The 25,743-nt window shown below is 65.4% G+C and carries 18 protein-coding genes; 10 read left to right on the top strand and 8 right to left on the bottom strand.

Translation table 11 applies throughout. The features are described 5' to 3' along the window. Window positions 1–15: 15 nt before the first annotated feature. Window positions 16–1,569, bottom strand: coding sequence for a hypothetical protein (locus HY699_09365; GenBank protein ID MBI4516007.1), 1,554 nt, complete (start codon window positions 1,567–1,569; stop codon window positions 16–18). A gap of 340 nt (window positions 1,570–1,909) precedes the next feature. Between HY699_09365 and HY699_09360 the strand changes: the two genes are divergently transcribed. Further along, a complete protein-coding gene (locus HY699_09360) occupies window positions 1,910–3,106 on the top strand; it encodes an acyl-CoA dehydrogenase family protein (GenBank protein MBI4516006.1) in 1,197 nt (398 codons plus the stop codon). Between the two features lie 69 nt (window positions 3,107–3,175). Then, window positions 3,176–4,333, top strand: a complete 1,158-nt coding sequence (locus HY699_09355; protein ID MBI4516005.1) for an ATP-binding protein — start codon at window positions 3,176–3,178, stop codon at window positions 4,331–4,333. Between the two features lie 64 nt (window positions 4,334–4,397). Here the strand turns inward: HY699_09355 and HY699_09350 are convergent, their stop codons facing one another. Next, window positions 4,398–4,562, bottom strand: a complete 165-nt coding sequence (locus HY699_09350; protein MBI4516004.1) for a hypothetical protein — start codon at window positions 4,560–4,562, stop codon at window positions 4,398–4,400. Then, window positions 4,559–6,994 carry a PAS domain S-box protein gene (locus HY699_09345; GenBank protein ID MBI4516003.1) on the bottom strand — a complete coding sequence of 812 codons (2,436 nt, stop codon included), beginning with the start codon at window positions 6,992–6,994 and terminating at the stop codon, window positions 4,559–4,561. The genes HY699_09350 and HY699_09345 overlap by 4 nt, the downstream gene beginning before the upstream one ends. A gap of 271 nt (window positions 6,995–7,265) precedes the next feature. Between HY699_09345 and HY699_09340 the strand changes: the two genes are divergently transcribed. From HY699_09340 to HY699_09315, 6 genes are all read left to right on the top strand, one after another. Beyond that, a complete protein-coding gene (locus HY699_09340) occupies window positions 7,266–7,643 on the top strand; it encodes a winged helix-turn-helix transcriptional regulator (protein ID MBI4516002.1) in 378 nt (125 codons plus the stop codon). Between the two features lie 42 nt (window positions 7,644–7,685). Continuing rightward, the gene (locus tag HY699_09335) at window positions 7,686–9,968 is read left to right on the top strand and encodes an MMPL family transporter (protein ID MBI4516001.1); all 2,283 of its coding nucleotides are present in this window, start codon (window positions 7,686–7,688) and stop codon (window positions 9,966–9,968) included. Further along, the gene (locus tag HY699_09330; GenBank protein ID MBI4516000.1) at window positions 9,965–10,768 is read left to right on the top strand and encodes an outer membrane lipoprotein-sorting protein; all 804 of its coding nucleotides are present in this window, start codon (window positions 9,965–9,967) and stop codon (window positions 10,766–10,768) included. The genes HY699_09335 and HY699_09330 overlap by 4 nt, the downstream gene beginning before the upstream one ends. Beyond that, on the top strand, window positions 10,765–12,033 hold the full coding sequence (locus HY699_09325) for a hypothetical protein (protein ID MBI4515999.1): 1,269 nt from the start codon (window positions 10,765–10,767) through the stop codon (window positions 12,031–12,033). Before HY699_09330 ends, HY699_09325 begins: the two co-directional genes overlap by 4 nt. Window positions 12,034–12,240: 207 nt before the next feature. Continuing rightward, on the top strand, window positions 12,241–13,452 hold the full coding sequence (locus tag HY699_09320) for an FAD-dependent oxidoreductase (GenBank protein MBI4515998.1): 1,212 nt from the start codon (window positions 12,241–12,243) through the stop codon (window positions 13,450–13,452). A gap of 29 nt (window positions 13,453–13,481) precedes the next feature. Next, window positions 13,482–13,832: a DsrE family protein gene (locus HY699_09315; GenBank protein ID MBI4515997.1), complete on the top strand. Its 351-nt coding sequence runs from the start codon at window positions 13,482–13,484 to the stop codon at window positions 13,830–13,832. A 3-nt stretch (window positions 13,833–13,835) separates the two neighbouring features. Here HY699_09315 and HY699_09310 read toward each other — a convergent pair whose 3' ends face one another. From HY699_09310 to HY699_09295, 4 genes are all read right to left on the bottom strand, one after another. Beyond that, window positions 13,836–16,625, bottom strand: a complete 2,790-nt coding sequence (locus HY699_09310; protein ID MBI4515996.1) for a DUF721 domain-containing protein — start codon at window positions 16,623–16,625, stop codon at window positions 13,836–13,838. Beyond that, complete coding sequence (locus HY699_09305; protein MBI4515995.1) at window positions 16,507–16,788, bottom strand: hypothetical protein; 282 nt, start codon at window positions 16,786–16,788, stop codon at window positions 16,507–16,509. Before HY699_09305 ends, HY699_09310 begins: the two co-directional genes overlap by 119 nt. Window positions 16,789–16,927: 139 nt before the next feature. Further along, window positions 16,928–18,466 (bottom strand): NAD(P)/FAD-dependent oxidoreductase, encoded by a 1,539-nt coding sequence (locus HY699_09300; protein ID MBI4515994.1) that lies wholly within the window; start codon window positions 18,464–18,466, stop codon window positions 16,928–16,930. Next, window positions 18,463–20,202 (bottom strand): NAD(P)/FAD-dependent oxidoreductase, encoded by a 1,740-nt coding sequence (locus tag HY699_09295; protein ID MBI4515993.1) that lies wholly within the window; start codon window positions 20,200–20,202, stop codon window positions 18,463–18,465. The genes HY699_09300 and HY699_09295 overlap by 4 nt, the downstream gene beginning before the upstream one ends. A 120-nt stretch (window positions 20,203–20,322) precedes the next feature. On the opposite strand from HY699_09295, the gene HY699_09290 reads away from it, so the two are divergent. Then, the gene (locus HY699_09290; GenBank protein ID MBI4515992.1) at window positions 20,323–20,805 is read left to right on the top strand and encodes a TetR/AcrR family transcriptional regulator; all 483 of its coding nucleotides are present in this window, start codon (window positions 20,323–20,325) and stop codon (window positions 20,803–20,805) included. 8 nt (window positions 20,806–20,813) lie between these two features. Beyond that, window positions 20,814–20,999, top strand: a complete 186-nt coding sequence (locus HY699_09285) for a hypothetical protein (protein ID MBI4515991.1) — start codon at window positions 20,814–20,816, stop codon at window positions 20,997–20,999. On the opposite strand, the gene HY699_09280 is transcribed toward HY699_09285, so the two are convergent. Next, a partial coding sequence (locus tag HY699_09280; protein MBI4515990.1) for a hypothetical protein occupies window positions 20,991–25,743 on the bottom strand: 4,753 nt, incomplete at its 5' end. The two genes, HY699_09285 and HY699_09280, sit on opposite strands and share 9 nt — an antisense overlap.

Here is a 25,743-nt window from a genome sequence, read left to right as displayed (position 1 = left end):
CTTGTTCATCTTCGGTCAATTCGACATCGAATGGGCTCTTTCTGGGCATCCGCACCGCCTCCACCGCTGGCGGAGACGGTAGCACGGCACCCGGGGAATTCCCACAGATAATACGTCATCGTATTTACGAATTGCGGTACTAAGGAGGTTGCCGTCCACTGCGCGATCGGGGACGTAGCCGAGGAACTCGCCGCGGGCGAGGTCAATGAAGCCGACGTATCCTGCGCTCGTGCCGACACACGCCACAGTGCCATCTGGAGCGAGCGCAATGCGGTGAAGCTGAGGCGGCGTGTCGGGATATGTGTACGGGAGTGGAATGACCCTGATGACCTCGCCCGTTGCGATCTCGACAACCAGGATGCTCGCCCACGAGGCAACGTATGCCACGGTGCCATCGGCCGTGACCGCCACGTCGCGGACTCCGAGCCCGCCAAGTGGAATGGTACTCGCCGCCCCCGCGCGGTTCATCTCCAGCACCGACAAGGTCTCCGTGCGGCTCGCAACATATGCCTGATAGCGCCCGTCGGGCCGCGGGCTAGGCGGCGGCCGCGGCGTGACGCTGGGCATCGGCGGCGGCCCCGGGTCGGGGGCGATAAGCACGGTGCGGGGCTCGTAGCCCACCGGAACCGCGTCAATCGTCTCCAGCGTGATCGAATCGAGGATCACCACCTCGTTGACCGGGCTCTCCAAGATTACGTAGACGGCGCTACCGTCGGGGAGCACCGCGACGCCCCTACCCGGCGCCGCCAACACGCGACTCCGCGTCACCCGGCCACTGCCGAGGTCGACTGCCGACACCGAGCTAGTCGAGCCCGATTCGGTGTCATACGTGTACGACATGACATACGCGGACGAGCGAACTGGGTTCACTGCCAAGCCGCCGACGAAACCGTCGAGCGGGACGGTGGCAGCCACCACTTGTTGCGTGAGGTTGACCGCGCTGAGGCCGCCGTGACCGGTAGCATACAGCCACCGCCCATCTACGCTAATGGCCAGCTTGTCAGCGGCGTGCGTAAGGGAAACGACTCCCGCGACCGCGCGCGAGGTGGTGTCGACGAAAAACACCATGCCCGTATCGCCATTGCTCTCGTTCTCCACCTCAGCGCCGACATAGGCGGTGGTACCATCCGCGCTGAACACGACATCGAGGACCTCGTCGTCCGGTCCCTGAAGTGGGACGCGAAAGGATCCCGCCACGCTATCCGTGCTGGTGTTGACGATCAGGAGCGAGTGAGGGAACTCGTTCGACCCGAGCACGTAGGCGAACATGCCCGTCGGGGACATGACGATGCGCCGACTCGGAGGGTCTTCGCCCCACAGCGGGATTGTTGCCACGATGGTAAGGGTGACCAGGTCGATCACGTCTATCTCTCGCCAGCACAGGGCGTAGGCCCTACGCCCGTCCGGCGTGATCGCAATGTCCCCGGGCCAGCCCAGCGTCCGGATCTTGTCCGCAACCGCCCGCTCGTGGGTGTCGATGACTGCAACGCTCCGATCCTCACCGTTTACCACGTACGCGAGATATCGGTGATCGGCAGAAGCCGCACTCGGCACAGGCAGGAGCGCCACAATCAACAGCGATGATCGCCGCATTAGGGCGAGAAGGCGTGCCATGCCTAACGACAAGCCACTCGCGGCACCCTATTGCAAGGAGAAAACTAGGCCTTGCAGTGGGCGGTAGGAGGAGGACGCGCCTGCCGGCGACAGGGTGGGTAACGAACCGGCCTTCGACGGGCTCACGCGATCCTTGACAGGCCCTGTGTCCGCGCCGTAATAGCGCGCATCCGCGGTTACGACGGAGGCTCGACAGACCTAATCTCTGGTGGACCTACTCCGGTGATCTCGACGCCATCGCCCTCTATGGACCGGCTGTGCGACGATCGTGGCCGAGGCACCATCGAGGAGAACTATGGAATTGGAGTTGACCGAGACCGAGCGCATGTTGCGCGACATGTTTCGCGGCTATTTCACCCGCGAGATCGAGCCCCACGTCCAGCGCATGGAGGCGGGCGAGCTGCTTCCCTACGGCTTGATGCGCGACATGCACAAAGCCCTCGGCCTCGACGCCGTGCTGGCGCAGGCCGGCGCCGCCGGAGGCGGTCCCGAGAGGACGCGGCTTGGCGGCGGCGGGCTGGAGGCCAACGCGGCCCGCTACGCGCGCACCGCTTTCACCGTCGAGATGGCGCGCGTCAGCCCCTCGTTCGCGCTCAGCTACGGCGCCAGCGTCGGCCTCTTCGGCGCCAACGTGCTGGGCAAAGGCACACCGGAGCAGATCGAGCGTTTCGCGTTGCCGGTGCTGCGCGCCGAGCGCGTGGGCGCCTGGTGCCTCACCGAGCCGGGCGCCGGCAGCGACGCGCTGCGCGGGATGAAGACCACCGCGGCGCGCGCCGGCGACGCTTACCGGCTGAACGGCAGCAAGACCTTCATCACCAACGCCCCATACGCCGACGTCTTCCTGGTCTACGCTCGGGTCCAGGGTGGGGATCTCGACGGTTCGATCCAACCCTTCATCGTCGAGCGAGGCAGCGCCGGGTTGTCGACCGGACCGGCGATGAAGAAGATGGGTATGCGCGGCTCGCCGACCGGCGAGGTTTTTCTCGACGACGTGAGTGTTCCCGCCGCTCAGTTGCTCGGCAGCGGCGTGCGCCAGCGTGATCACGTCAAAGCCAGCCTGGCGGTCGAGCGTGGCGGCTTGTCCGTGCTCTCGTACGCCATTGCCGAGCGTTGTTTCGAGATTGCGCGCGACTACGCCAGGCAGCGCGTCCAGTTCGGCCAGCCGATCGCCAACTACCAGCTGGTGCAGAACCGATTGGCACGCATGTACGTGGCCGTGTGCAACTGCCGCCGCATCGTTTACGCCGATTACATCGCCGGCCGCGCGCTCAAAGAGTCGGTCGCCGATGTCTGTGCCGGCAAGCTCTATTGCGCCGAGATGGGCACCTTTGTGGCCTTCGAAGCCATCCACATTCTTGCCGGCAACGGTTACATGGAGGAGTACGTGGTCGAACGTCTGGCGCGTGACGCCAAGCTGATCGAGCTCGGCGGCGGTACCACCGAGATGCAGATCCTGACCATCGCGCGCGCAATCCTGAGCTCGGAGGGGTAGCCCCAACCTTGATGGCCTCGACCGTTACGAGCGCTAGCATGCGGGCATTTTACGCGGTAATCTGCCCGCATGATTGCACGACGGCTGGCGCCCACCCTGCAACAATCGGCGAAAAGCCTCCTACTCCTCGGTCCCCGACAAACGGGGAAGTCGACCCTGGTAGCGCAGCTCGAACCGGACCTGACCATCAACCTGTTCCACGAGCCGACCTACCTCGAATTTGCGCGCAACCCGCGCGAGCTCGAGGAACGGCTGGCCGCATTGCCCGCCGGCGCGCAACGCAGGTCGGTGTTCATCGATGAAGTCCAGCGCCTGCCGAGCCTGCTGAACACCGTGCAGGTACTGCTGGACCGACCGCGCTGCCCGTACCGCTTCCTGCTGACCGGATCGAGTGCCCGCAAGCTGCGCCGCGGTCAGGCCAATCTGCTTCCCGGCCGCATCCATACCTACCATCTCGGGCCCATCACGGCCGGCGAGATGGATTACCAACTGGACACGATCCAGGCGCTGGCTACCGGGACGCTGCCCGGCATCCTGACCGAGAGCGACGGCGATGTGCGACGCAAGACCCTGCGCTCATACGCCGCGACCTACCTGAAGGAAGAGGTGCAGGCAGAGAGCCTGAGCCGAAACCTCGAAGGCTTTGCGCGCTTTCTCAGCATCGCCGCGGACTGGGCCGGCCACCATCTGGACCTGGCGAAGCTCGGCGCAGCGGCGCAGGTGGCACGGCAATCCGCCGTACGGTATTTCGAGGTTCTGGAGGATACGTTGATTGTCAGTCGCACCGAACCGTTCACCAAGAGCGCCACGCGGAGGCTCGTTCAACACCCGAAGTTCTACTTCTTCGATGTCGGCGTGCGCAACGGACTGCTGGGTAGCTTCGAGGTGTCGAGCGATCGCATCGGGTTGCTGTTCGAGCAGCTGTTCTTCTCCCAACTCGCCGCCGGGGCAGCCGCCGCCGACCGTGATCGGCGGATCGCATCGTATCGGACGGAGCACGGCGCCGAGGTCGACTTCATCGTCGAGACCGAGCGCGAGGTCTGGGCCATCGAGCTGAAAGCCTCGCGGCAGGTGAGCAAGACCGACCTGCGAGGATTGCACTCGTTTGCCGATTTCTTGGGTAAGAAACACCACTCCTTGGTACTCTATCTCGGCACGGAGCGCCGCCGGATCGAGGGTGTCGAGGTCCTTCCCTGGCAGGAGGGACTGCAGGCAATCGGGCTGTGAACGCTGAGTCTGCGATCTCCGAAGCGGCGAGGGGCGAGGCGGGAAGTGCGTGACGCGGACCTGGTCAGCTGGCGAGCGCCTCTTCGGCGGCGGGAGCGGCGGCCGGCTCCGGCACCAGGCGTTCGATCAGCTCGATCAGCTTAACGGGCTGAATGGGCTTGGAGATGTAGCCGTCCATGCCTGCTTGCAGGCAGCGCTCTTCATCCCCCTTCAGGGCATGGGCGGTCATGGCAACAATGGGCAAGCGGCGCGATTGCGGATTTCGGATTGCCGATCGTCGGACTGCTCGCGGCGGCGGATCGCGGCGGTGGCTTCGCAGCCGTCCATCTCGGGCATCTGCACATCCATTAGGACGAGGTCGAAAGAGATCTGCTCCGACAAAGCCAGTGCCTCGCGGCCATTGCCGGCTACGGTGACGGTGTGGCCGCGCTTCTCCAGCAGGCGCGACACCAGCCGCTGATTCACGACGTTGTCTTCGGCCAGCAGAACATGCAGCGGGCGCGTGCGTTGGCGGGTCGCGGGTGGTAGGCCGCAAACAGCCGCAGCGGGAGCGCGCGCCGCCGCCGGCTGCACCCCAAAGCTCGCGGTAAAGTGGAAGGCGCTGCCGCGACCGGCCTCGCTCTCGACCCAGAGGCGCCCCCCCATCAAACGGACGAGATTCGAGCAAATGGCCAAGCCCAGCCCGGTGCCGCCGTACCTGCGGGCCATCGAGCCGTCACCTTGCTCAAAGGCCTTGAAGATCACTCCTTGTTTGTCGGCAGGAATGCCGACGCCAGTATCGCTTACGGTGAAGTGCAGGCAGACGGCTGTGTCAGTCCGCCCCTCCTCCTCGACCCGAACGGCAATCTCACCGCGTTCGGTGAACTTGATGGCGTTGCCGACCAGGTTGAAGACGATCTGGCCGAGACGGCCAGGATCACCCACAAGATCGTCCGGCACCCCGAGGGCAACTTGGCAGCCCAGCCCTAGCCCCTTCTGCTGCGCCCGCACGGCGAGCATCTTCAGCGTTCTGCCGAGGTAGGCACGCAAGCCGAAGCCGACCTGCTCCAAGTCGAGCTTGCCGGCCTCGATCTTGGAGAAGTCCAAGATGTCATTGATCACGGTCATCAAGGTGTCGGCTGACGACTTGGCCATTTCGAGGTATTCCCGTTGCTCGGGGGACAGCGGAGTATCGAGCGCAAGCTCGGTCATGCCGATGACGCCGTTCAGGGGCGTGCGGATTTCGTGGCTCATGTTGGCGAGAAACTCGCTCTTGGCGCGCGTCGCCGCCTCGGCCGCCTCCTTGGCCTGCTCCAGCTCGGCCTCCATCTGCCGGCGCTCGGTGATGTCGCGGGAGTTGAAGACAACGCCGGCAACGACCGGGTGATCAATGAGATTCGTGCCGATGGCCTCCAGGACGCGCCACGAGCCGTCCTTGTGGCGGAAGCGGTACTCGACGGACGCGGTGGTTCCGGGAGTTTGGATGCCGCGCGCAAAGAGGTCCACCACCTTCGCGCGATCATCGGGGTGAACCCACTCGAAGGTGTTCTGGGCGTTGAGTTCGTCCGGCTTGTATCCGAGAACGCGTTCGATCGAGGGACTGTGATAGCGCGGGGTGCCGTCGCGGTTCAGGATCACAATCAGGTCGCGCGTGTTTTCCACCAGTGAGCGGAAGTGCTCCTCGCTTGACCGCAGCACGTCCTCCGTCCGTTTGCGCTCGCTGACGTCGCGCGAGATTATCACCGCCGCATCCTGCCCCACGGCGCTGCGGTACGGCTTGCCCACGCTTTCCATCCAGTGCCACGAGCCGTCCCGGTGCCGAAAGCGGTATTCCCACCTGGCCACCGGCTTCTGGGCTTCGGCCAGCACCGCTGGGAGATCGTCAGGGTTGATGAACTCCAGGGCGTTACGGCCAAGCAGCTCGTCCGGCTGGTATCCCAGCATCGTAGTGTAGTTGTTATTCACCCACAGATAGCGGCCAGCCACGTCAATCTGGCAGACGAGGTCGTAGTTGTTCTCGGCCAGCATGCGGTAGCGCTCTTCGCTCTCCCGCAGCACTTCCTCGGTATGCTTGCGCTCGGCGATGTCGCGGGCGATGGCGGTGAACAAGCAGCGGTCGCCCGAACGGCTGTCGCTGACACTCAGCTCCAGCGCAACCAAAGTGCCGTCTTGGCGCTGCCCGATGACCTCACGGCGCAGGCAGACGCCGCGCCGCTCGCCGCTGTGAAGGTACTTCGCGATGTAGCCGTCGTGGGCCTCTTTGTGCGGCGAGGGGATGAGGAGGTTCACGTTGTATCCGAGCACCTCGTGGGCCGGGTAGCCGAACAACCGCTCGGCGGCAGGATTGAACGACTCGATCAGCCCCTTCTCGTCGGTGATAATGATGCCGTCGGCGGCCGCCGCCAGCACGGCCTCGGCTCGCCCCCGTTCCGTCGCCGCCAGCAACCGCAATGGGCGGATGATGACCCGCCACAGAATCGGGGCGCTCACCAGGGTTAGCAGGCTGGCGTCGAGTACCGTGCGAGCCCACTCCGGCACCGGTGGCAGCAGCACCCACAGCAGCACCATAACGGCCGCCTCCGCGACAAAGACCGTCCCCAACACGGTGGTGAGCAGGCGCAGCGACGCTGCCGGATCGTGTCCAAGTGGCGGCGTCTGGCCGCGGGATCGCGTCGTGTACATCTCTCTCAGTAGCGAAAATCGCTTCCGCATTGTACCAACGGCGGCGAATGGTGCACCTGCCATACCACTTCGGCCCCCGGCAGTTGTCTCGCACAGCCGGCCGGCAGCCGCAACCCGCGTGTCACCAGAGTGGCGAATTCCGGGGAATCGCCCGTTAGGTAACGCCCGGGGGCGCTACGTGGCCCTAGACGCCGCCGCGGCCAGGCGATTGACAGAGCGGCTGAAAGATATTCTATGGATATGTAGATTACGAGAGGATGGGACTCTGACCATGCCCGCACGAGCGATTCCCCCCAAGCGCGACGCCGCCCGCGCCCTGTACGAGCACCACGCCGAGATGTGCAAGGTGCTCTCCAACGCCACCCGGCTGATGATCCTGAACGTGCTGCGCGAGAGCGAGATGACCGTGGCGGCTATCGCCGAGCAGCTCGGGCTCGCCCTTGGCACGGTGTCGCCTCACCTCTTGATGATGAAGCAGCGCCGTGTGCTGGCGTCGCGCAAGCAGGGCAATCAGGTATTCTATCGCCTCGCGAATCCGAAAATGCTCCAGGCCTTCGACCTGATCCGCGAGATTCTCTACGAGCAGATGAAGCAGCACGAGCGACTGGCGCAGGAGTTGGAATTCCAGCGCCGGCCGAAGCGGCGGTAAGGCCCCCGCAGAGCGATCATGCTTGAAGCAGTACTCAGGCGCGTGACAGAGCGGTCCGCCGCTCATCCCCGCGCCGTGATCGCGTTGACGGCGGTCGTCACGCTGGCGTTCGCAGCCCAGTTCCCGAAGATCACCATCGACACCGATCCGAAGCACATGCTGCCGGCGACCTCGCCCGTGCGGCAGTACAACGATCAGGTCGAGAAGGAGTTCGCGCTGCACGCCGATGTGATCGCGCTCGGCATCGTCAACGAGCGCGGGATCATCAATCGACAGACGCTGGCGCGCATCGCGGCGCTGACGCGCGAGATCCAGAAGCTGCCGGGCGTTATCGCGCGCGACGTCGTCAGCTTTGCCACCATCGACAACATCACGGCCCGCGGCGGCGACCTCGTCGCGCGGCCGGTGCTCGACCGCGTACCCGAGACGGAGGCCGAGCTCGACGCCTTTCGGGTAGCCTTGCTCGGCAACCCGTTGTTCATCAATCGCATCGTCTCGCCGGATGCGACCGCCACCGTGATCTATGTGCCGATCGAGCCGACCGCCGACGGCAAAGCGATCGCCGACGCCATCCGGCGGCTGCTGCCACACGATGGCGGGGACGACCGGTTCCTCTTAGCCGGCGATCCCGTCGCCCGCGACACGTTCGGCGCCGAGATGTTCCGCCAGATGGGCCTGTTCTCGCCGATCGCCGGCATGGTGATGTGCGTCGCGCTGTGGCTCATGTTCCGCAGCGTTCCGCTCGTGGTGGCGAACATGGCCGTGGCCATGGTCAGCATCATCTGGTGCATGGGCCTGCTCATCGGCCTGGGCTTTCCCGTCCACATCATGAGCTCGATGAGCCCGGTCTTCCTGATGGCGATCGCGACGGACAGCGTGCACATCTTCAACGAGTTCGCATTCCGCTTCAGCGAGGTCCGCGACAAGCCGCGCGCGGTGCGCGATACCATCGCCAGCGTCGGCGGCCCGGTGTTCTACTCCGACGTCACCACCGCCGTGGGCTTCGCATCGCTGGCCACCGCGAGCATCATCCCGGTGCGGATCTTCGGGCTGTTCGTCGGTTTTGGGACGCTGGTGATCTTGCTGATGAGCTTCACCTTGGTGCCGGCGATCTTGATGCTGCTGCGGGAGGATCGCGTCCCGAACGTTGCGCTGGGCGCCGGGCGCTCGGCTGTGCCGGCACGCTTGTCACGGCTCGGGGAACTCTGTGTGCGCCGGGCCGGCGCCATCGCCATTGCCGGCGCGGCCGTCCTTGCCGTCGCGGTTGCCGGCCTTTTCCGCATCCACGTGAACAACAACATGGTGCACTGGTTCAAAGCCGACAGTGAGGTGCGAACCGCGGACCGCATACTAAGCGCGCGCCTCGGCGGTACCTCCACTGCCTACCTCGTCGTGCGCGGCGCCGGCGAAGACGCGATGAAAGACCCGGCGATGCTGCGCGCCATCGCGGCGCTGCAGCGCGAAGTGGAGCGCGACCCGCGCGTCGGCAAGACGTTCTCGGTAGCCGACTACGTCACCCGCATCAACCGCGTCCTGCACGATGACACTCGGGCGTTCGAGCGGATTCCTGACTCAGCAGAGGAGATCGGACAGTATCTCTTCCTGTTGAGCACCGCCGCCAAGCCGAGCGACATGGATAACGTCGTCGACTACCCGTTTCAGCAGGCCAACGTTTTCGTGCAGCTCAAGAGTTGGGATGCCGGGGTGATGGCTGACGTGCTGCGGCGGACCGAAGCCTACCTGTCTGCGCATCCCTTGCCCGGCGGCGCGACGGTTCATCCCGCCGGCATCGCGTACTTCAACCTGGTGTGGAGCAACGAGGTGCTGTGGGGCATGATCGAGAGCTTCATGGCGGGCCTGGTGCTCGTCTTGCTGCTCCTGGTGGCGCAGACGCGCTCGCTCTGGTGGGGCGCGCTCTCCTTTCTCCCGCTGCTGTTCACCATCGCCGTCATCTACGGCGTGGTCGGCCTGGCGGGCAAGGACTTCGACATGCCTGTCGCCGTGCTGTCGACGCTGTCGCTCGGGCTGGCAGTTGATTTCGCCATCCACTTTGTCGCGCGCTTCCAGCAGCGTTACCGCGAATGCGGCGACCTCCACGCCGCGCTCGTGTGGACCGTGGCACGCCCGGGGCGCGGGATATTTCTCAACGCGTTGCTGTTCGCCCTCGGATTTGCGGTCATGGTCTTCGCCGACCTAACACCGTACATCACCGTTGGTGTCTTGATGGCGGCGATCATGCTGCTCTCGGCGCTGACCAGCGTGGTCTATCTGCCCGGCCTCATTCAGCTGCTGCGGCCGGTGCTGTTCAAGGGAGGACACACATGAGCAGGCTTGGCTTCGTCGGTTTCCTTCTTGCTGTTATGCCCGCCGTCGCACAGGCTCAGCCGACGGCAACCGACATCGTCGAGAAATCACAGCAAGCCTTCTACTACCCGGGCAGCGACATGAAGGCCAAGGTGACGATGGAGCTGATCGCGGGCGAGGGCAAGAAGCGGACGCGCGTGCTGGCCATGCTGCGCAAGAACGACTCCACCAGCCGCAATCAGAAATACTTCCTGTACTTCCACCAGCCCGGCGACGTGCGCCGCACGGCCTTTCTGGTCTGGAAGTATCCGGAGAAGGACGACGACCGCTGGATCTTCATCCCGGCGCTGAACGCGGTGCGGCGGGTCGCAGCCAGCGATAGCCGGTCGAGCTTCGTCGGCTCCGACTTCACCTACGAAGACATCTCCGGCCGCGACCTGTCCGCCGATGCACACACGCTGTTACACGAAGAGAAGCTCGGCGAGGCGGACTGCTACGTCATCGAGAGCATCCCCAAGTCAGGCGCGGAGTACACGAAGAAGCGAGCATGGATCGACCAGGCAACTTTCTTGCCGCGGCAGGAGGAATATTACGACGCTCAGAACGAATTGGCCCGCCGCTTCACCGCCGATGCGATCGAAAACGTTGCGGCGGGCGAGGGCAAGACGATCCCGACCGTCGTCAAGCGGACCATGAGGAACGTCAAGAGCGGCCACCGCACGGAGGTGCGCTTCGAAAGCGTCGCCTACGATGTGGGGTTGGACGACGAGGTCTTCGCTGAGCGCGCCCTGCAAAGCCCGCCGCGAAAATGGATCGAATGAATGCCGCCGCCTGCCGCCTGCTGTCGATCGTGCTGGCGCTTGGTGCGGCCCGCGCCGCCGGGGCGAGCGAGTGCCCCATCGAGGTACACGGCTTTCTACTCGGCGCGATCTCGGGCCGTACGACCGGCGCGCCTCCGCTGCGGGGCGGCGACGACTTCGTCCTCGGGGAGGAGCGCGTGCGGCTCGACTTAAGCGGGGCCAGCGAGTCGGGTGCGATGCGCGCGCTGGTTAAGGTCGATCTGTTTCACGACGCCGTCGCCAATCGCGTCGATGACGACCTCCGCGAAGCCTACGCCGGCTACACCAGCGGACCGTTCGACGTTCGCCTCGGCCGCCAGATCATCACCTGGGGCGTCGGCGATCTGTTCTTCATCAACGACACGTTCCCGAAAGATTGGGAGTCGTTCTTTTCCGGGCGGCCCATGGAGTACCTGAAGCTCGGCGTCGACGGCGCGCAGACGCGCTATTCCTCCGACCTCGTGAACGCGGAACTGGTGGCCGCTCCGTTCTTCTTCACCGCCGACCGATTGCCGGCGCCGGAACGCTTCTCATTCTTCGATCCGTTCTCGGGCGTGCCGAATCAGCGGGAGGTGGAGGCCGCGTCCCGGCTGTCGAACACCGAGCTGGCGCTGCGCCTCTACCGTCAGGTCGCTGACTTCGATGTCTCGCTGTACGGCTACCGCGGTTTCTGGCGCACCCCGAGCGTGCGCGTGGATAACGCCGCCGTCCCCACTGCGGCCACGCGTTGGTTTCCCGAGCTGGTGGTCGCCGGCGCGAGTGCGCAGCGCAGTGCGCTGGCCGGCGTGGTGAGTCTGGAGGTTGGTTACTACGACTCGCGCGATGATCGCCGCGGCAGCGACCCGGCCGTTCCCAACTCGCAGTGGCGTTTCTTGGCCGGATACCAGCGGGAGGTGTGGGAGGACTTCGTCGCCGGCGTGCAGGCCTACGGCGAGCTGATGATGGACTACGGCCCCTATCGTCGTGCGTTGCCGGCGGGCAGCCCGCAGCAGGACGAGTTCCGCGGCGTCGCTTCGATGCGGTTGACACAGCTGCTCGACTACCAGACATGGCGGCTGTCGGCATTTGCGGCATACAGCCCCACCGACGCGGACTACTTCCTGCAGCCCGAAGCGTCGTACAAGCTGACCGATCGACTCAGCGTCGCGGTGGGCGCAAACGTGTTCGGCGGCCAGCACGACACTACCTTCTTCGGCCAGTTCGAGCGCAGCGACAATGCATTCTCCCGCGTCCGATTCGATTTCTGACCTGGATCGGAGAATACCAACCACAGAGGCGCAGAGTCCACAGAGGAAAGCACCGAGCGAATGACCTTATCAAGGCTCCTGATTCTCACGAAGCCGGGGTGGGTGCGTCACAAAGGCTCCTCCTGGGTCCCTCTGTGTTCTCGGTGCCCTCGATGGTGAGAGCTTCTTCCCCTTGAGGCGAATGCCATGAAGTCAGGAGGCGGTGCAATGCGTACCAGGATCGTGATCGTTGGTGGCTCTTTCGGCGGCATCAACGCGGCCTACGCGCTGCGGCGGCTACTGCGCGACCGAGCGGAGATCACTGTGATCTCCAAGGACCCGGAGTTTACCTTTCTTCCGTCGTTGCCGTGGGTGATTCTTGGCTGGCGTGATCCTGCACGGCTGCAAGTTCCGCTCGATCAACCACTGACGAGCCGCGGAATCCGGTTCGTTCACGGTGAGGTGCGCGAGTTGGATCCGGCCAAAGGCGAAGTGCGGACCGCCGCCGCGCAGTTCCCGTACGACTTCTTGGTAATCGCCTCGGGCGCGGACTTGGACTACGCGGCCGTTCCGGGCGTCGGGCCTCTCGCCGGACACACGCAATCGACCTTCAGCGTCGGCGAGGCCGTTCGTGCCCGCGACGCGCTGGCGCGTGTTTTGGCCGGCGACAGCGGGCGCATCGCGATTGGCGCCGCGCCGGGCGCCAGCTGTATCGGTCCGGCTTACGAGATCGTGATGATGATCGACACCGCGCTCAAGCGCACGCGCAAACGGCCCCGATTCAGCTTGACCTTCGTCACCCCCGAGCCGTTCATCGGCCACTTCGGCGTTGGCGGCATCGGGATGGCGCCGCGCATGATGCAGGACGAGTTTGCCGATCGTCACATCGAGTGCATCGTAAACGCGAAGATCGCCGAGGCCCGCCCCGGCCGGTTGATTCTGGCGGACGGTGCCGAGCGGCCGTTCGATTTCGCGCTGGTGATCCCCGCCTTTCTCGGCAGCCCGTTCGTGCGCGGCGTCGAGGGCTTGGCGAATCCGAAGGGGTTTGTATCCGTCACGCCGCATCTGGCCAGCGCCAAGTTCGGCAATATCTACGCCGCCGGCGTGGCCGTAGCGATTGCGCCGCCCGCGCCGACCCCGGTGCCGGTTGCGGTGCCGAAGACCGGACAGATGAGCGAGTTGATGGCCCAAGCCGCGGCGCACAACATCGCCGCCGACATCGCCGGCGGAGCGAAGGTTGATGGACTGTCGCTGCCGGCCACCTGCATCGCCGACGCCGGCGATACCGCCTTCTACCTGGCCGCCGATCCCTTCCTACCGCCGCGCAACCAGGTGACGCACAAGCGCGGCAAGTGGGCGCACTATCTCAAGCTGGCCTTTGAGCGCTACTACCTCGCGCGCATTCGGCACGACTGGCCGTCGCTGCACTTCGGATGGTGACGGCGCGAAGTGCCGGAAAGGAGCCTACGATGAAGTACCTGGTGATTCTCAATGACCCACCATACGGCACCGAGCGAAGCTACAACGGCCTGCGGCTGGCGAGCTCGCTCGCAAAGGCCGAAGGCGCGACCGTGTCGGTCTTCATGATCGGCGACGCCGTTGGCTGTGCGCTCGCCGGACAGACGACGCCGGCCGGCTACTACAACATCGAACGCATGCTGAAGTTCCTTGCCGGCAAGCGGGCAGCGATTGGGGTGTGCGGCAGCTGCATCGACGCCCGCGGCATCAAGGCCGAATCGTTAGTCGGCGGAGCGCACCGCAGCTCGATGGATGAGCTGACGGCCTGGACGCAGGAGGCGGACAAGGTGCTGGTGTTTTGAGCCTCACGGCGTTGCCGTGGGCGTGAGCGGTGTCACCTTCGCGATCTGTTTGGCAAACACTGCGGGATCGGTCGTCGGCAGCGCACACACGCGCCTTTCGCACACGTACGCGGTCGCCTTGCCGCCGCGGGCGATTTTGCCCTCGACCAGCGGTACGCGCTTCGCCAGCGTGGCCACGTCGTCGCTGGCGACGATCGTGAGGCTGCGGTTGGGCAGGAAGGTCGTGCGCAGCGGCACGAGAAACGGATCCGCTTGCCCACGAGTGCTCGGCACGACGACGACGATCTCCTTCGGCGTATCGAGCTGGTAGTCGACCGCCAGCAGCATTTCCGACAACGCGGTGGGCGCCCGGGCGAGAGTGTCGCCGAACGCGCTCAGCGCCCGCTCCGCGCGCCGGCGGTAGTGATCGTTGGTGGTCAGCTCGTGCAGGCGCAAGAGGTTGAGAACCTGTACCGAGTTGCCCGACGGCTCGGCTCCGTCGTAGCTGGGCTTCTCGCGCGCCAGGAGCGCCTCGTGATCATTGCTGGTCATGAAGAACCCGCCGACCCGCGTGTCCTCGAAGTGCTGTTCCAGCACGCGATCGAGCACTACGGCCTCGTCGAGCCAGCGCGCGTCGCCCGTCGCTTCGTAAAGGTCGAGCAAGCCGGCGATCACGAATGCATAGTCTTCGAGATATCCGTTGTGACGCGCGTGCCCGTCCGTGAAGCTACGCAGCAGTCGCCCGTCTTTGCGCATGCGCGTGAGCACGAAATCGGCGGCCCGAGCCGCGCGCTCCGCATAGCGGCGGTCGCCAAGGCCCAACGCGGCGCGCGCAAAGGCTGAAATCATCAGCCCGTTCCACGCGGCGAGGATCTTCTCGTCGCGCAGCGGAGCGGGCCGCCGATTTCGGACTTGATACAGCGGCTCTCGGCTTTCGCCGACGAGCACGCGAACCTTTTGCTCCGGCAGCTTCAGTTCGGTGGCGACCGCGGCCAGCGATCGCGGCGTGTGCAAGATGTTGCGCTGCTCGAAATTCCCTCGCGCGGTGACCGCGTAGTACGTCTTCACCGCACTCGCCTGCTCGCTGCGGAGCGCGGCGTCGATCTCGGCGGGTGTCCAGGTGAAGAACCATCCTTCCTCACGGCGCCCGTTCGGCGCCAGGCTGTCGGCATCGGTTGCTGAATAGAATGCCCCATCAGGCGCGGTCATGTCGCGCTCGACGTAGCGGAGGATTTGATGCGTCACGCCGGCGAAATCCTCTCGGCCGGTTGCCTGGAATGCCTCCAGATAGGCGACGGCCAGCAGGGCGTTGTCGTAGAGCATCTTCTCGAAATGCGGCACGAGCCAGCGGGCATCGGTCGAGTAGCGGTGAAAGCCACCGCCGATCTGATCGTAGATGCCGCCGGCCGCCATCTGCGCCAGCGTCTGCGTCGCCATGGCGAGGGCCTGCTGGTTGCCGGCATGACGCGAGTAGCGCAGCAGAAAACGGATCGGCAAGCTGCTCGGGAATTTCGGTGCCCCACGCACGCCGCCGTTTTCCGGATCGAACCGACTTGCGTACTGCCGAGCCGCCGCGTGCAGGACGTCCGCATTCGGCAGACCGCCATCGGACGCTGTTGCGGCAAGGCTGCGACGAATGTGCTCCACCAGCGCGCTCGCCGACTCGCTGACGACGTCGGGATGCTCGCGGTAGCTGCGGTCGATTTGTTGCAAGAGCGTGAGAAAGCCAACCCGGGCCCCGCGATCGCCGTCGCGCGCGGGGAAGTACGTGCCGGCGTAAAACGGCTTGCGCTCCGGCGTCAACCACACGGTCATCGGCCAGCCGCCGCTACCGGTCAGCGTCTGGACGGCGCTCATGTAGATCCCGTCGACATCCGGCCGCTCCTCGCGATCGACTTTGATGGCGACGTAGTGTTCGTTGAGAAACCGCGCGATCTCCTCGTCCTCGAACGACTCCTCCTCCATCACGTGGCACCAGTGGCAGGTGGAATAGCCGACGGACAATAACACCGGGCGGCCAAGCTGCTTGGCGGTCTCGAACGCCTCGTCTCCCCACGGGTACCAGTTCACTGGGTTGTGGGCATGCTGGAGCAAGTAGGGACTCGACGTGAGGAAGAGCCGGTTGGTGTATTTCGGAGTGCCGTCGAGATTGCGATGACGTGTGCGCGGCGTGTAGCCGAAGGTGCGGCTCTGCCATTGTTCCGCGAGCTGATGGAGCAACGGTTGCGGGGGCTCGGTGGCCCCGGGCAGCGGGTTCGACAGGAAGTCCGGCACGGCCGCGCCGGCGGCGCAACGAGCGCGCGCGAGCATGATGAGAGTCACCGCGATGGCGAACCTTCGGCGCCACAGCAGCCGCTGCATCCGACCAACGAGCCTGAACCGGCGATTCAAGTCAATCCGATATGCCCGCACCGGCGGGAATGGGTGTGCGACAAATCTGTGCGTAACGTGCAGCCGACCGGGCAAATCCTCACCAGTCTGACAGTACCGTGTACTGTCAGGCCGAGGCCCATGGCCGCCGGCTTCATAGATGTCGCGCAGCAACGGCGGGTCGGTTTCACCCAAACGTTGGTCGAGTCGTGTGCGGATGTCGTCCTTGAGAAACTGCAGTTCCTGGATCCAGGTGTGGCTGGCGACGATAACGAAGAGGATGCCGTTGCGGAAGCTGCCCGGCGTCGGCGGGCTGGCTGATTGCTCATACCGCGACGCTGATCTCCAAGGATGACGACGTTTCAGCGCATGTGCGCCCGCGTCTGCTGCAGAATCGCTTGCTCTGCGACGAGTGCGACCAGGGAACGCGGGGCGAATTGGCACGCAGCCAGTTGAACCAGCCAAACATGACGGACGGTTGCTGCCCGAGCGTATCGAGAGCCAAGGCAACGACGTCCGCGGCCGGCACACCAACTTCGCGGATTTCACCCGCGACCTCGGCGAACTCAGATTCCGTCGGGCCGGGTTCGAGTACCAGCACGTCCACGCCCGTGCCGCGTAGCTCGGCATGGCTTCGTACACTGCGGCGACGTCAACTCCGAGACGCGTCGCTTGACGAAGGCCGGCCCAGATCTGGAAGGCATGCGGTGCTCGGGGGCACCTGTAGGTGGCCTCTGCGCCCTCGCTCACGAGGCGCCGTCGGCGCTGGTTTCGAGGAACTCGCCCACAACCGCGGCTGCCAAGAAGCCGGGGCCACCGAGGATCATGCCGCCGGGATACATCGAGGCGCCCCCGATGAACAAGCCCGGGATCGGTGTCGCGCTGCGGGAGCACAGGTCGTTGGGCCGCAGGGAGCCCATCTGCAACGGCGCGTAGGCGCCGTGCTTGATCGAGCCGCGCTTCATCGTGGTCAGCTTCGCTTCGATGTCGAGCGGAGTGTAATGCCGGCGCAGCACGATCTCGCCGATGTCCGCATACTGCTGCAGCAGCTTGAGGCAACTGTCGCCGAACGCATCGCCTTCGCTCTTCCAAGCCGGGCTGTACTTCACCACCGCTTCAGCGCGCAGCACCTGATGGCCCGGCGGCGCCATGGTGGCGTCGAAGTGAGTCGGTAGCGTGACGTGGAGCCAGCGGCATTCGCGCTCGGCGCCGGCATCGACGCGGCGCAGATGATCGTGCAACTCCTCCTCCGTCTCGAGGCCGCAGAAGACGATCATGGCCTCGCCCACGCGCGGCTCGCTGCTCCTGAAGGCAATGCGGCCGCGGATGCCGAGGTGGAGGCCAAACATCGTCCGCTCCTCCCACTCCCACGTGTGTACCGAAGCGAGCAGATCTTCCGGAAGCGCTGGCTCACCCACTAGCTGCACGAAAGTCTGCTCCGGGTTCAGCGTCGAGACGATCGCCCTGGCCTCGAAGCGCTGGCCGCCGGCAACATCGACGCCGGCCGCGGCTCCGTTCTCGATCACGATGCGCGTAACTTCGGATTGATCGAGCACCGTGCCGCCGCTGCGCAGGAACGATCGATAGAGGGCCGACGACAACCGATGCGAGCCGCCTTTCACGAGTCCGGCCGAGAGCATGCGGCACAAGTAGAGCGGATACAGGTAGCCGAGCGGGGCATCGAGATGTAGGCCCCACATGCCGGGAAACGACAGCAACGCCAGCCGTACGCGCGGGTCGCGGAAGCCGTACTCATCGAGCATCTCGACGAAGCTCAACTCGGATATTTCGCCGAGTCGGGTACCGACCGCCGTCTGGCCCATCTCGACCAGCTGATCCACGGGCGGCAGGGGGAGTTGATACGTCATCGGGATGAGATACTGCTCGAGCATCGGCTGGAATTCGTCCCACATCTTCAGAAAGGCCGCGCCGTCGTGCGGGCTGAGCTGCTCGATTGAGTGCGCCGTTGCGTGCGGGTCACGCGAGAAGATCAGCGCGCGGCCGTCGCGCAACGGGAAGGCGGCGCCGACTGAGGGATACAAGTATCGAAGTCCGAGGCTGGGCAGATCGAGATCATGATGCGCGGGCATGCGCTCGCCCATCATGTGGTAGATGGCATGGAGGTTGAAGCGGAAGCCGTGGTACTCGTCCGTGTTCAGCCCACCGCCGGTCTCGTGGCGGCGTTCGAGCAAGAGCACCTTGCGACCCGCCTTGGCCAGGTAAGCGGCACAGACCAGGCCGTTCGGCCCGCCGCCGACCACGATGGTGTCGTATCTGGTTGTCATCGCAGCCCCTCCGCCGCTTTGCGGGCGCCGCGCGTGTTGACGCCGAGGTTGGTCGCTATTCTCCCCATGTTTTCCAGGAACCAGAGATACGGCTGAGCTTGCCACCACGGGGCCTCGCGGCAACCCGCGTCCTCGGCCACCTCGCACGCCGCCAGGTAACCGTTAGCGAGATGAGTGGCGCCGTACGGGTAGGTGGAATTCGACAGATAGAGCCCAGGCAGGAAGGTACGCGACACGCCCTTGGTGATGATGCCCGGCAGCGGGCGGTTGACGCCGTACTGCTCGGGGATGGCGCTGCCGCCGATCATGTTCCCGCGGATGGCCGAGGGATTGTTGTGTTGCTGATCGAACGGGGTGTTGGTGTGGCGTTCGAGGATCAAGTCGCGCAAGCCGGGGGCGTATTGCTCCAGACGCTCCGTGATCGCATCGGCGAGGGGACCGGCGAGGTCGCGCCACGAGTCCCAACCGTGCAGCGTGCGGCCGCGCCAGCTCTGCGGGCACGGCGGCATACTGACCCAGGCTTGCAGCGTGTGGCAGCCGGGCGGGGCCTGGCTCGGGTCGGCGCGCGTGGGGATAAACCAGCCGCCCATCACCTCGTCCGGGATCTTGCCCGCCAGGCAATCGGCCATCGCGCCACGAATCGCCGCCAGGGTCTCGCCGCCGAAGTAGCCGACCCAGGCCCGTTGGATGGCCGGATCGTAGGTTGCCGAGGCGAACTCGACATCGCCTTTGAGCGCATAGGAGACGGAGATGAGCTGAGGATCGTCGTAGTTGAAGCGCTTGATCTTATCGATCCAGTCGCCGCCGATCACCTCCGCCCCGAGCATGTGGACAAAGGTTGGGACCAGTGTGACGTTCGAGATCACTATTCGTGCGCTGATCTCCTCGCTTGGGAGCAGCGCGTCGGGCGACAGGCGGATGCCGCAGGCCCGGCGCTCGCGTACCACGATGCGAGAGACCGGGCAGGTCGTCCAGATCTCGCCGCCGTGGGAAACTAGGCATTTCACCAGCGCGTGCGTGAGCGCGTGTGACCCGCCGCGCGCGGTGTGGACAGCGGTGGGCGGCAGGCCGCCGAGATCCATCGCCTGAGTGCCCATGCCGCGGTGCAGCGGCCACTGGCCGGTGTATTCGCCCAAGGCCGCGGGTAACGTCCGCACCTCTTCGGTCTCGTAGAGCGCGGCCAGCACGTCGAAACCGTCCATGCGTTGCACATCCTCGCCGCTTAGCGACAGGCCGATGGCTTTCAGGAGGCCGTCGTGGAAAGCCGTGCGGCGTTGCTGCAGCTCCGCGCTGGGTGCAGCGAAGATGAGCTGCTGACCGATCGCCAGCGCCTCGGGCGTATGTTCCATCAGGTACTGAGCGAAGCGCGCCTGCACCGCGGCATCGCGTTCGGAGGCGCGTGCCACGCTCGCTTGCGTTGCCGACGGATCGAGGCATTGGAGGACGTTCTTTCCGCCGAGGAAGGTCTTGGCGAAAAGCACGTCGCTACCACGCAGCTCGAGGCCGAACCGTTCGAGGTCGAGGTCGGCCATCGCCGGGCTCAAGGCGGGCACCAGCCACTGCGCGTGGGTGTTGTGGAGAAAGCCGGGCCGCCCGAGTTCGACCGTGTCGCAGTGCGCGCCGCACTGTCCGCGCGCTTCGAACACGCCGACCGAGAGTCCGGCCTTGGCCAAGTAGGCGGCGGCGGTGAGGCCGTTGATACCGCCGCCGATGACGACAACGTCGTAGTCTTTCATGCAGGTCTTCCTCGTTCGCGCCCCGGGGGTTCGGTGGCCGCAGCCGGCTGGTCTTGCCGCGGCACCTATGTTACATGTTGTAAACTAGTGAAAGACTCGCTGTCAACCACGAAGGCGCGGGTGCGGCCGGCCGTAGGGCGGCGCCGCCATCGTACGGCCGGCGCACGAACGCGCCTGTCGCCGGACGAGCGCCGGCGCCAGTTGTTGCAAGTTGCAGCGGAGCTGATGACCCAGCGCGGCATCGACGCGGTGCAGTTCGCCGAGGTGGCGGCTGCCGCCGGAGTCACGCGCCAGTTGGTCTACCGCTTTTTTCCCAGCCGGCAGGCGCTCATCATGGCGGTGCTGGAGGACTTCGCCGGCGAGCTCACGCAGCGGTTCGGGCGCGGCGCCGCCCGTAGCATTCCCGGCAGCCTCGATGAAGTAACGCGCGTCTTTGTCGAAGCCGTCTGCGACACCATCGAGGCGCGTGGCACCTGCTCGATTCGAAAGGGCCGGATCCGGCGGTGGCGCGGCTGGGACAGCGCATCCAGGATCAGCTGGTCGCGCCGTGGCATGCACGCATCGCGGAAACCACCGGCGCCAGTGCGCGCGAGGCTGCAATAGTTGCCCGCATGATCGTCGCCGCCGGCCGCGTGGTGCTCGAGCAGTGGTACAGCGGGGCGCTGACGCGCGCGGAAGCCGTGCGCGCCACCACGCGGGGCGTCAGCGCGCTGCTACAAGCGTTCACGACGGCGGCGCGCGGTCGCGCTAGCTCGAGCACGCGCCGGCGCTCGTCCTCCAGGCTTGCCTCACCTTGAAGCCGCCGTTGGCGGTGCGCACAGATCGGGAAACCAGAAGAGGTCCTTGCCGATAGCGCGGCCAATGGGGCGCCCGGAGGCATCGAGCACGTTGGCCTCGAACAGCACGCCCACGGCGGTGTCGGTGGGCTGAATACCCGGCCACCAGGCCGTGATCGCGAACGAGGCCGAGCCGGAAATCAGTTGTGTCGATCGATGCTCTGGGCACGGCTCCGAGCACGGCGATAGCGCACGCCAGGTTGTCTGCAATTGGGCAACCGCATTGGCTGGCGACAAGTCGATCAGACCATAGACCGTGATTGGTTGCGGTTGGTGGAGGCAGGTGGAGGGGTCGGGCTCGAAGGAGCCGGTCCAGTCGCGCGCCCAATTTGACGACGGTGTCGCCGTGGCGCTGGGCCAGGCCGACGGTGTGGGCGTGGCGGTCGCCGCTGGTGTCGGGGGGGTTAACTCGGCGGACTGATCCGAACGCATTGCGAAAGTCGGGGTTGGGGTCGGCGTTGGCGTCGCGGTACGCGTTGCGGGTGTGCGTCGCAGCGAGGGCGTGGGCGACGCCATCCGGTGTGCGCCCGTGGCAGTTGGAGCGTTCACCATGCGAGTGGCCGGCGCAGCGCGCCCGGGCAGCTTGGCAACGACGGTCATAACCCTAGCCAGCAAGTTCGGTGTCGGCGTCGGCGTCGGGGCTCCCGGCGCGAAGATCAGCGGTGCCGGTGTCACCCCCGGCGGAACGAAGCCGAAGTCGATGGTGTGGTTACTGATTCCCGGGTCACCGCTGGTGAGCGTCGCCCGCACATCGCTGGCAGCTATCAACTGACCGTCAGAGTCGCGCGTGGAGTTAGCCCCGCCGCCGGCCTGGAAGGTGGTGGGCGTGAGGCCATTGAGAGGTCCGCCGCTGCCGTAGTTGGCGGCGTTATTCAGGCGCACGGTGTAACTCGTGTTCGGTGTGAGATTGCTGAAATAGTACAGTCCGTTGGCGTCAGTCGTAGTGCTCTGCAGCTGGGCTCCGCCGGCGCTGTAGAGGTAGACGTTAACCCCGCTGATGCCGGGTTCGGTGGCGGTATTGGCGTCTTGGATGCCGTCGGCGTCAGCGTCGCGCCAGACGCGGTTACCGGTTTGAATTGGTGCCGGGTTGCAGAAGGTTTCGATATCGCCCACGCCCGCAGCTTTGCCGAATCGGCTGGCATCCGGCGTGGACTGATTGTCGGCGAAGATCTGATAGGTCATGCCGCTGCCGCCGTTGGAAGTGGGGTTGGCGCGCCCACCGGTAGTGTGCACGAAATGGCCGACGCCCTGCGATCGGTACGTCCCATTGAGCGGATCGTACATCGTTGAGACGATTTCCCCCGAGCCCAGCCACTGCACCAGCCCACCTGACAGGAGCTGATCATGGGTGCTACCGTTGCTAGCGTCCGAATTGTCATAGTTGTAGTTGTCGCCCCAATAGAACTCGCCGCCACCGGGGCCCTGCGGGCGGGACTCGGTGGTACCTGGGCTCGAGGTCAAGCCGAGGCAGCTGCCGTTGGATTCCAGGTTCCAGCCGCAAGTCTGTGCCGTCGGGCAGTCGCCGTCGACGACGCAACCCAGGCCGTTGCCCGAGCAGGTCTTGCAGGCACGCAACATGTCACCGGCACTGGTCCCCTCGTGCGTAAACGTGTCGCTGGCGCTGGGGGCGTAGTTGGCGTTGCCGGTTTGCTGTGCCAACCGGTCGCCGAAGCCGAGGATCATGGCGCCGCGCTCGTCGAACTCGATATCCGTGAGCATCGGCTGCGGGTAGATCGTCTGCTTGCCGTAGCCGGTGATCGCGCCGTCGCACGGTGCTGCGGTCTGCGTCGCCGGGTTCCAACACGGCAGGGTCGTGGACCCGAGGCCGGGGAAAGAGGAAATCCACGGCAGCCATTTCGCGGACCAGCAGGTGCCATCGTTGGCCGCGCATCCGCGCGTGAACGTGAGCGGGAACGTGAAGAGGGTGGTAAACCCTGGGCTGCTGGGATTGTAGGCCAGCACGTACGCCTTCAAGTCGGCTGGGTTCTGCGATGTTTCCGCCGAGCAGACCACGCCGACGTAGACGAGACCGTCGTGGACCTTGACGCCCCACGGACGGAAATCGCCGTTCGAGCAGCCTGGGTCGGTAATCGCGTGCTGGGTAACGTTCGCCGCTGTTGGCGTGACCGCCGGTCTATTGATGAAGACTTCGTACAGACTGCGGTCGCTGAGGTTCATCACCCACAGTGTGCGCTCGTCGTCGGAGATGTCGATATCGCCGAAGGAGATCTTGCCGACGGGATCCCAAGAGTTCGGGTCGTGGTTCGGGGTCACCGAGTCTGCGGGCAATCCGGAATGGGGGTCAGCTCCGGTCGGCACACCGAGCGTGTTGAGGTTGACGAAGTTCGTGACCGTTGGGCCGGAGGTGTTGATGGCGTAGATCGCACCGGTCCGCGTGGCGGCCGTACCAAACGGGCCGAAGCCGACATGGCGTTTCATCGTGGCAGCAGCGAACAGGGTAGTAGTCGAGCGCTGGTAAGCGAGGCCCCAGGTTGCACCGATGTTGGCCGCGGTGGAGAGCTGCGTCCATGCCGGCGTCGTCCCGCTCGCGGTGTAGGGGAACGATATCATCGCGGTTGCGGTACCGGCGGTCCCGCCCGCCAGCGGGTCGCCGTTCACGTACCATGGCACCGCCAAGGTGGGGTTGGCCTGACAGTACTCACCGGGTTCGACGAGGCCGAAGCCGACGTTGCAGCTCGGTGACGTAACGAATTGCACCGAGGTCCCGTTGCTGACGCCGTTCGGACCGGGCGCGAGGTACGAGGGCCAGCCGCTGAACTCGATCCGGGCCGTTCCGCTGACTCCGGTGAGCGTGTAGCCACCGTTCGAGGCCGTCGTCGCGCTTGTGATCACGTTGTTGGCCGCGTCGTACGCGGTCACCGTGACTCCCAGCACTCCCGGCTCCAGCCCGTCGCGCACGCCATCGGCGTCGAAGTCACGATAGACATACCCGCTCACGTAACCGGCGGGACAGGTGCAGAGAGTAGGATCAGCCAGCGCAGCTCCGTTCGGGATGCCGCCGCTGGGGACCGCGCCCGTGGCAGAGATGAAGATGCCGTCCAGCAGATGGTTCGGTTCACGCTCCCAAACGTTGATGGTGTGCAGCCCGGGGGTGCTGACAGTTATCGTGTTTGCACCATTCTGGATCGTGTTGGTCCACACCCACGCATTGAAGGTCCCCTCTGCCAGTGCTCCGGTGGCGGTGCCATCCAAGCCGACGAAGAGGCTGTTGTTGCTGGTGCTGGTGGCGTAGCCGCGGATCCAGACCGTGAAGGTGCCGGGCGCCGGGAAGTCGAGTTGGTAGTCGTAGCGTTGGTAGTTGCCGGGGTTAGTGTTCACGTCGCTGTAGTTGTTAGTGTTTCCGCTCGTGTTGCTTTGCAGATAGCCGGTCCCGTTGAAGCCCGCCTGCGAGCTGGCCACGCCGGTGAAGCGGTAGGTGGCGGCGTCGTTGCTGTGGCCGCTGAAGCTCTCGGCCTCGATGTAGGTGCCGCTGGCATCGACCGGCACACACGGCCGCGTGGTTGCAGTCGGGGTCGGGGTGTTGGTGGCCGTCGCCATGGAGGTGGGGGTGTGCGTCGGCGTAGTCGTTGGGGTCGCCGTTGGGGTGAAGGTGGCTGTGCCCGCCGGCGTGTTCGTTATCGTCGGTGTCTGGGTCGGCGTTGAGGTCGACGGGGGCGTCGGCGTGGTGGTCGGGGTATTGGTTGGAGTGGCGCTAGCCGTCTGTGTCGGCGTGTTGCTCGGCGAAGGCGTTGGCGTCGGCGTTGGTTCGGCACACATGTCGACCGCGTCGATGTCCTCATTCCCCGAGAACAGCGATTCGCTGAAGTACAGCGTTGCCGTGTTTGCTACCGGGTCGTAGTCGACCAGGTCGCCGTCGTTGAAGCTCAGGCCGCCGAGCGTGGCACCGCCCTCGGTTGAGAGGATGATATGCCCATTCGCGAGCACGCGCGCGGCGTCGACGTCTTCATCGCCCGAGGTGAACAGCGATTCGGCGAAGAACAGGGTCGCCGTATTCGCCACCGGATCGTAGTCGACCAAGTCGCCGTCCAAGAAGGTTAGGCCACCGAGTGTCGCTCCGCTCTCAGTGGAGAGGATGAGGTGGCCGTTCGCGAGCACATCGACCGCGTCGACATCCTCGTCGCCGGAAGTGAACAGCGATTCGGCGAAGTACAACGTCGCGGTATTCGTCGCCGGGTTGTAGTCCGCCAAGCTGCCGTCAGTGAACGTCAAGCCGCCAAGCGTTTCGGTGTCGACAGTGGAGATAATGAGGTGGCCATTCGACAACCGGTCGACCGCATCGATATTCGCGTCGTTCGAGAACAACGATTCACTTAGGAACAACGTGGCGGTGTCAGTCGCGGGGTCGTAGTCGACCAGATCGCCGTCCAAGAACGTCAGGCCGCCCAAGGTTGCGCCCGTTTCGGTCGATAGAAGGAGATCGCACGGCGGGGGCGTGGGTGTTGGGGTGTTGCTCGGCGTCGCAGTGGGCGTTGCGGTCGGGGTGACCGTCGGCGTGGCCGTCGGAGTCGCCGTTGGGGTGTGAGTCGGGGTCGCGGTTGGCGTGTCGGTCGGCGTATCCGTCGGCGTCGCCGTTGCGGTGTGAGTCGGCGTCGCGGTCGGCGTGACTGTCGGGGTTGCCGTTGGAGTCCCAGTTGGCGTCGCGGTCGGCGTGTTCGTGGGCGTCTGACTCGGCGTCGCCGTTGGG

This window comes from Deltaproteobacteria bacterium, from assembly GCA_016210005.1.
Classification (GTDB): domain Bacteria; phylum Desulfobacterota; class Binatia; order HRBIN30; family JACQVA1; genus JACQVA1.
The sequence above is the reverse complement of the archived record's forward strand: the minus strand, read 5'-3'. Positions and strand labels throughout refer to the sequence as shown.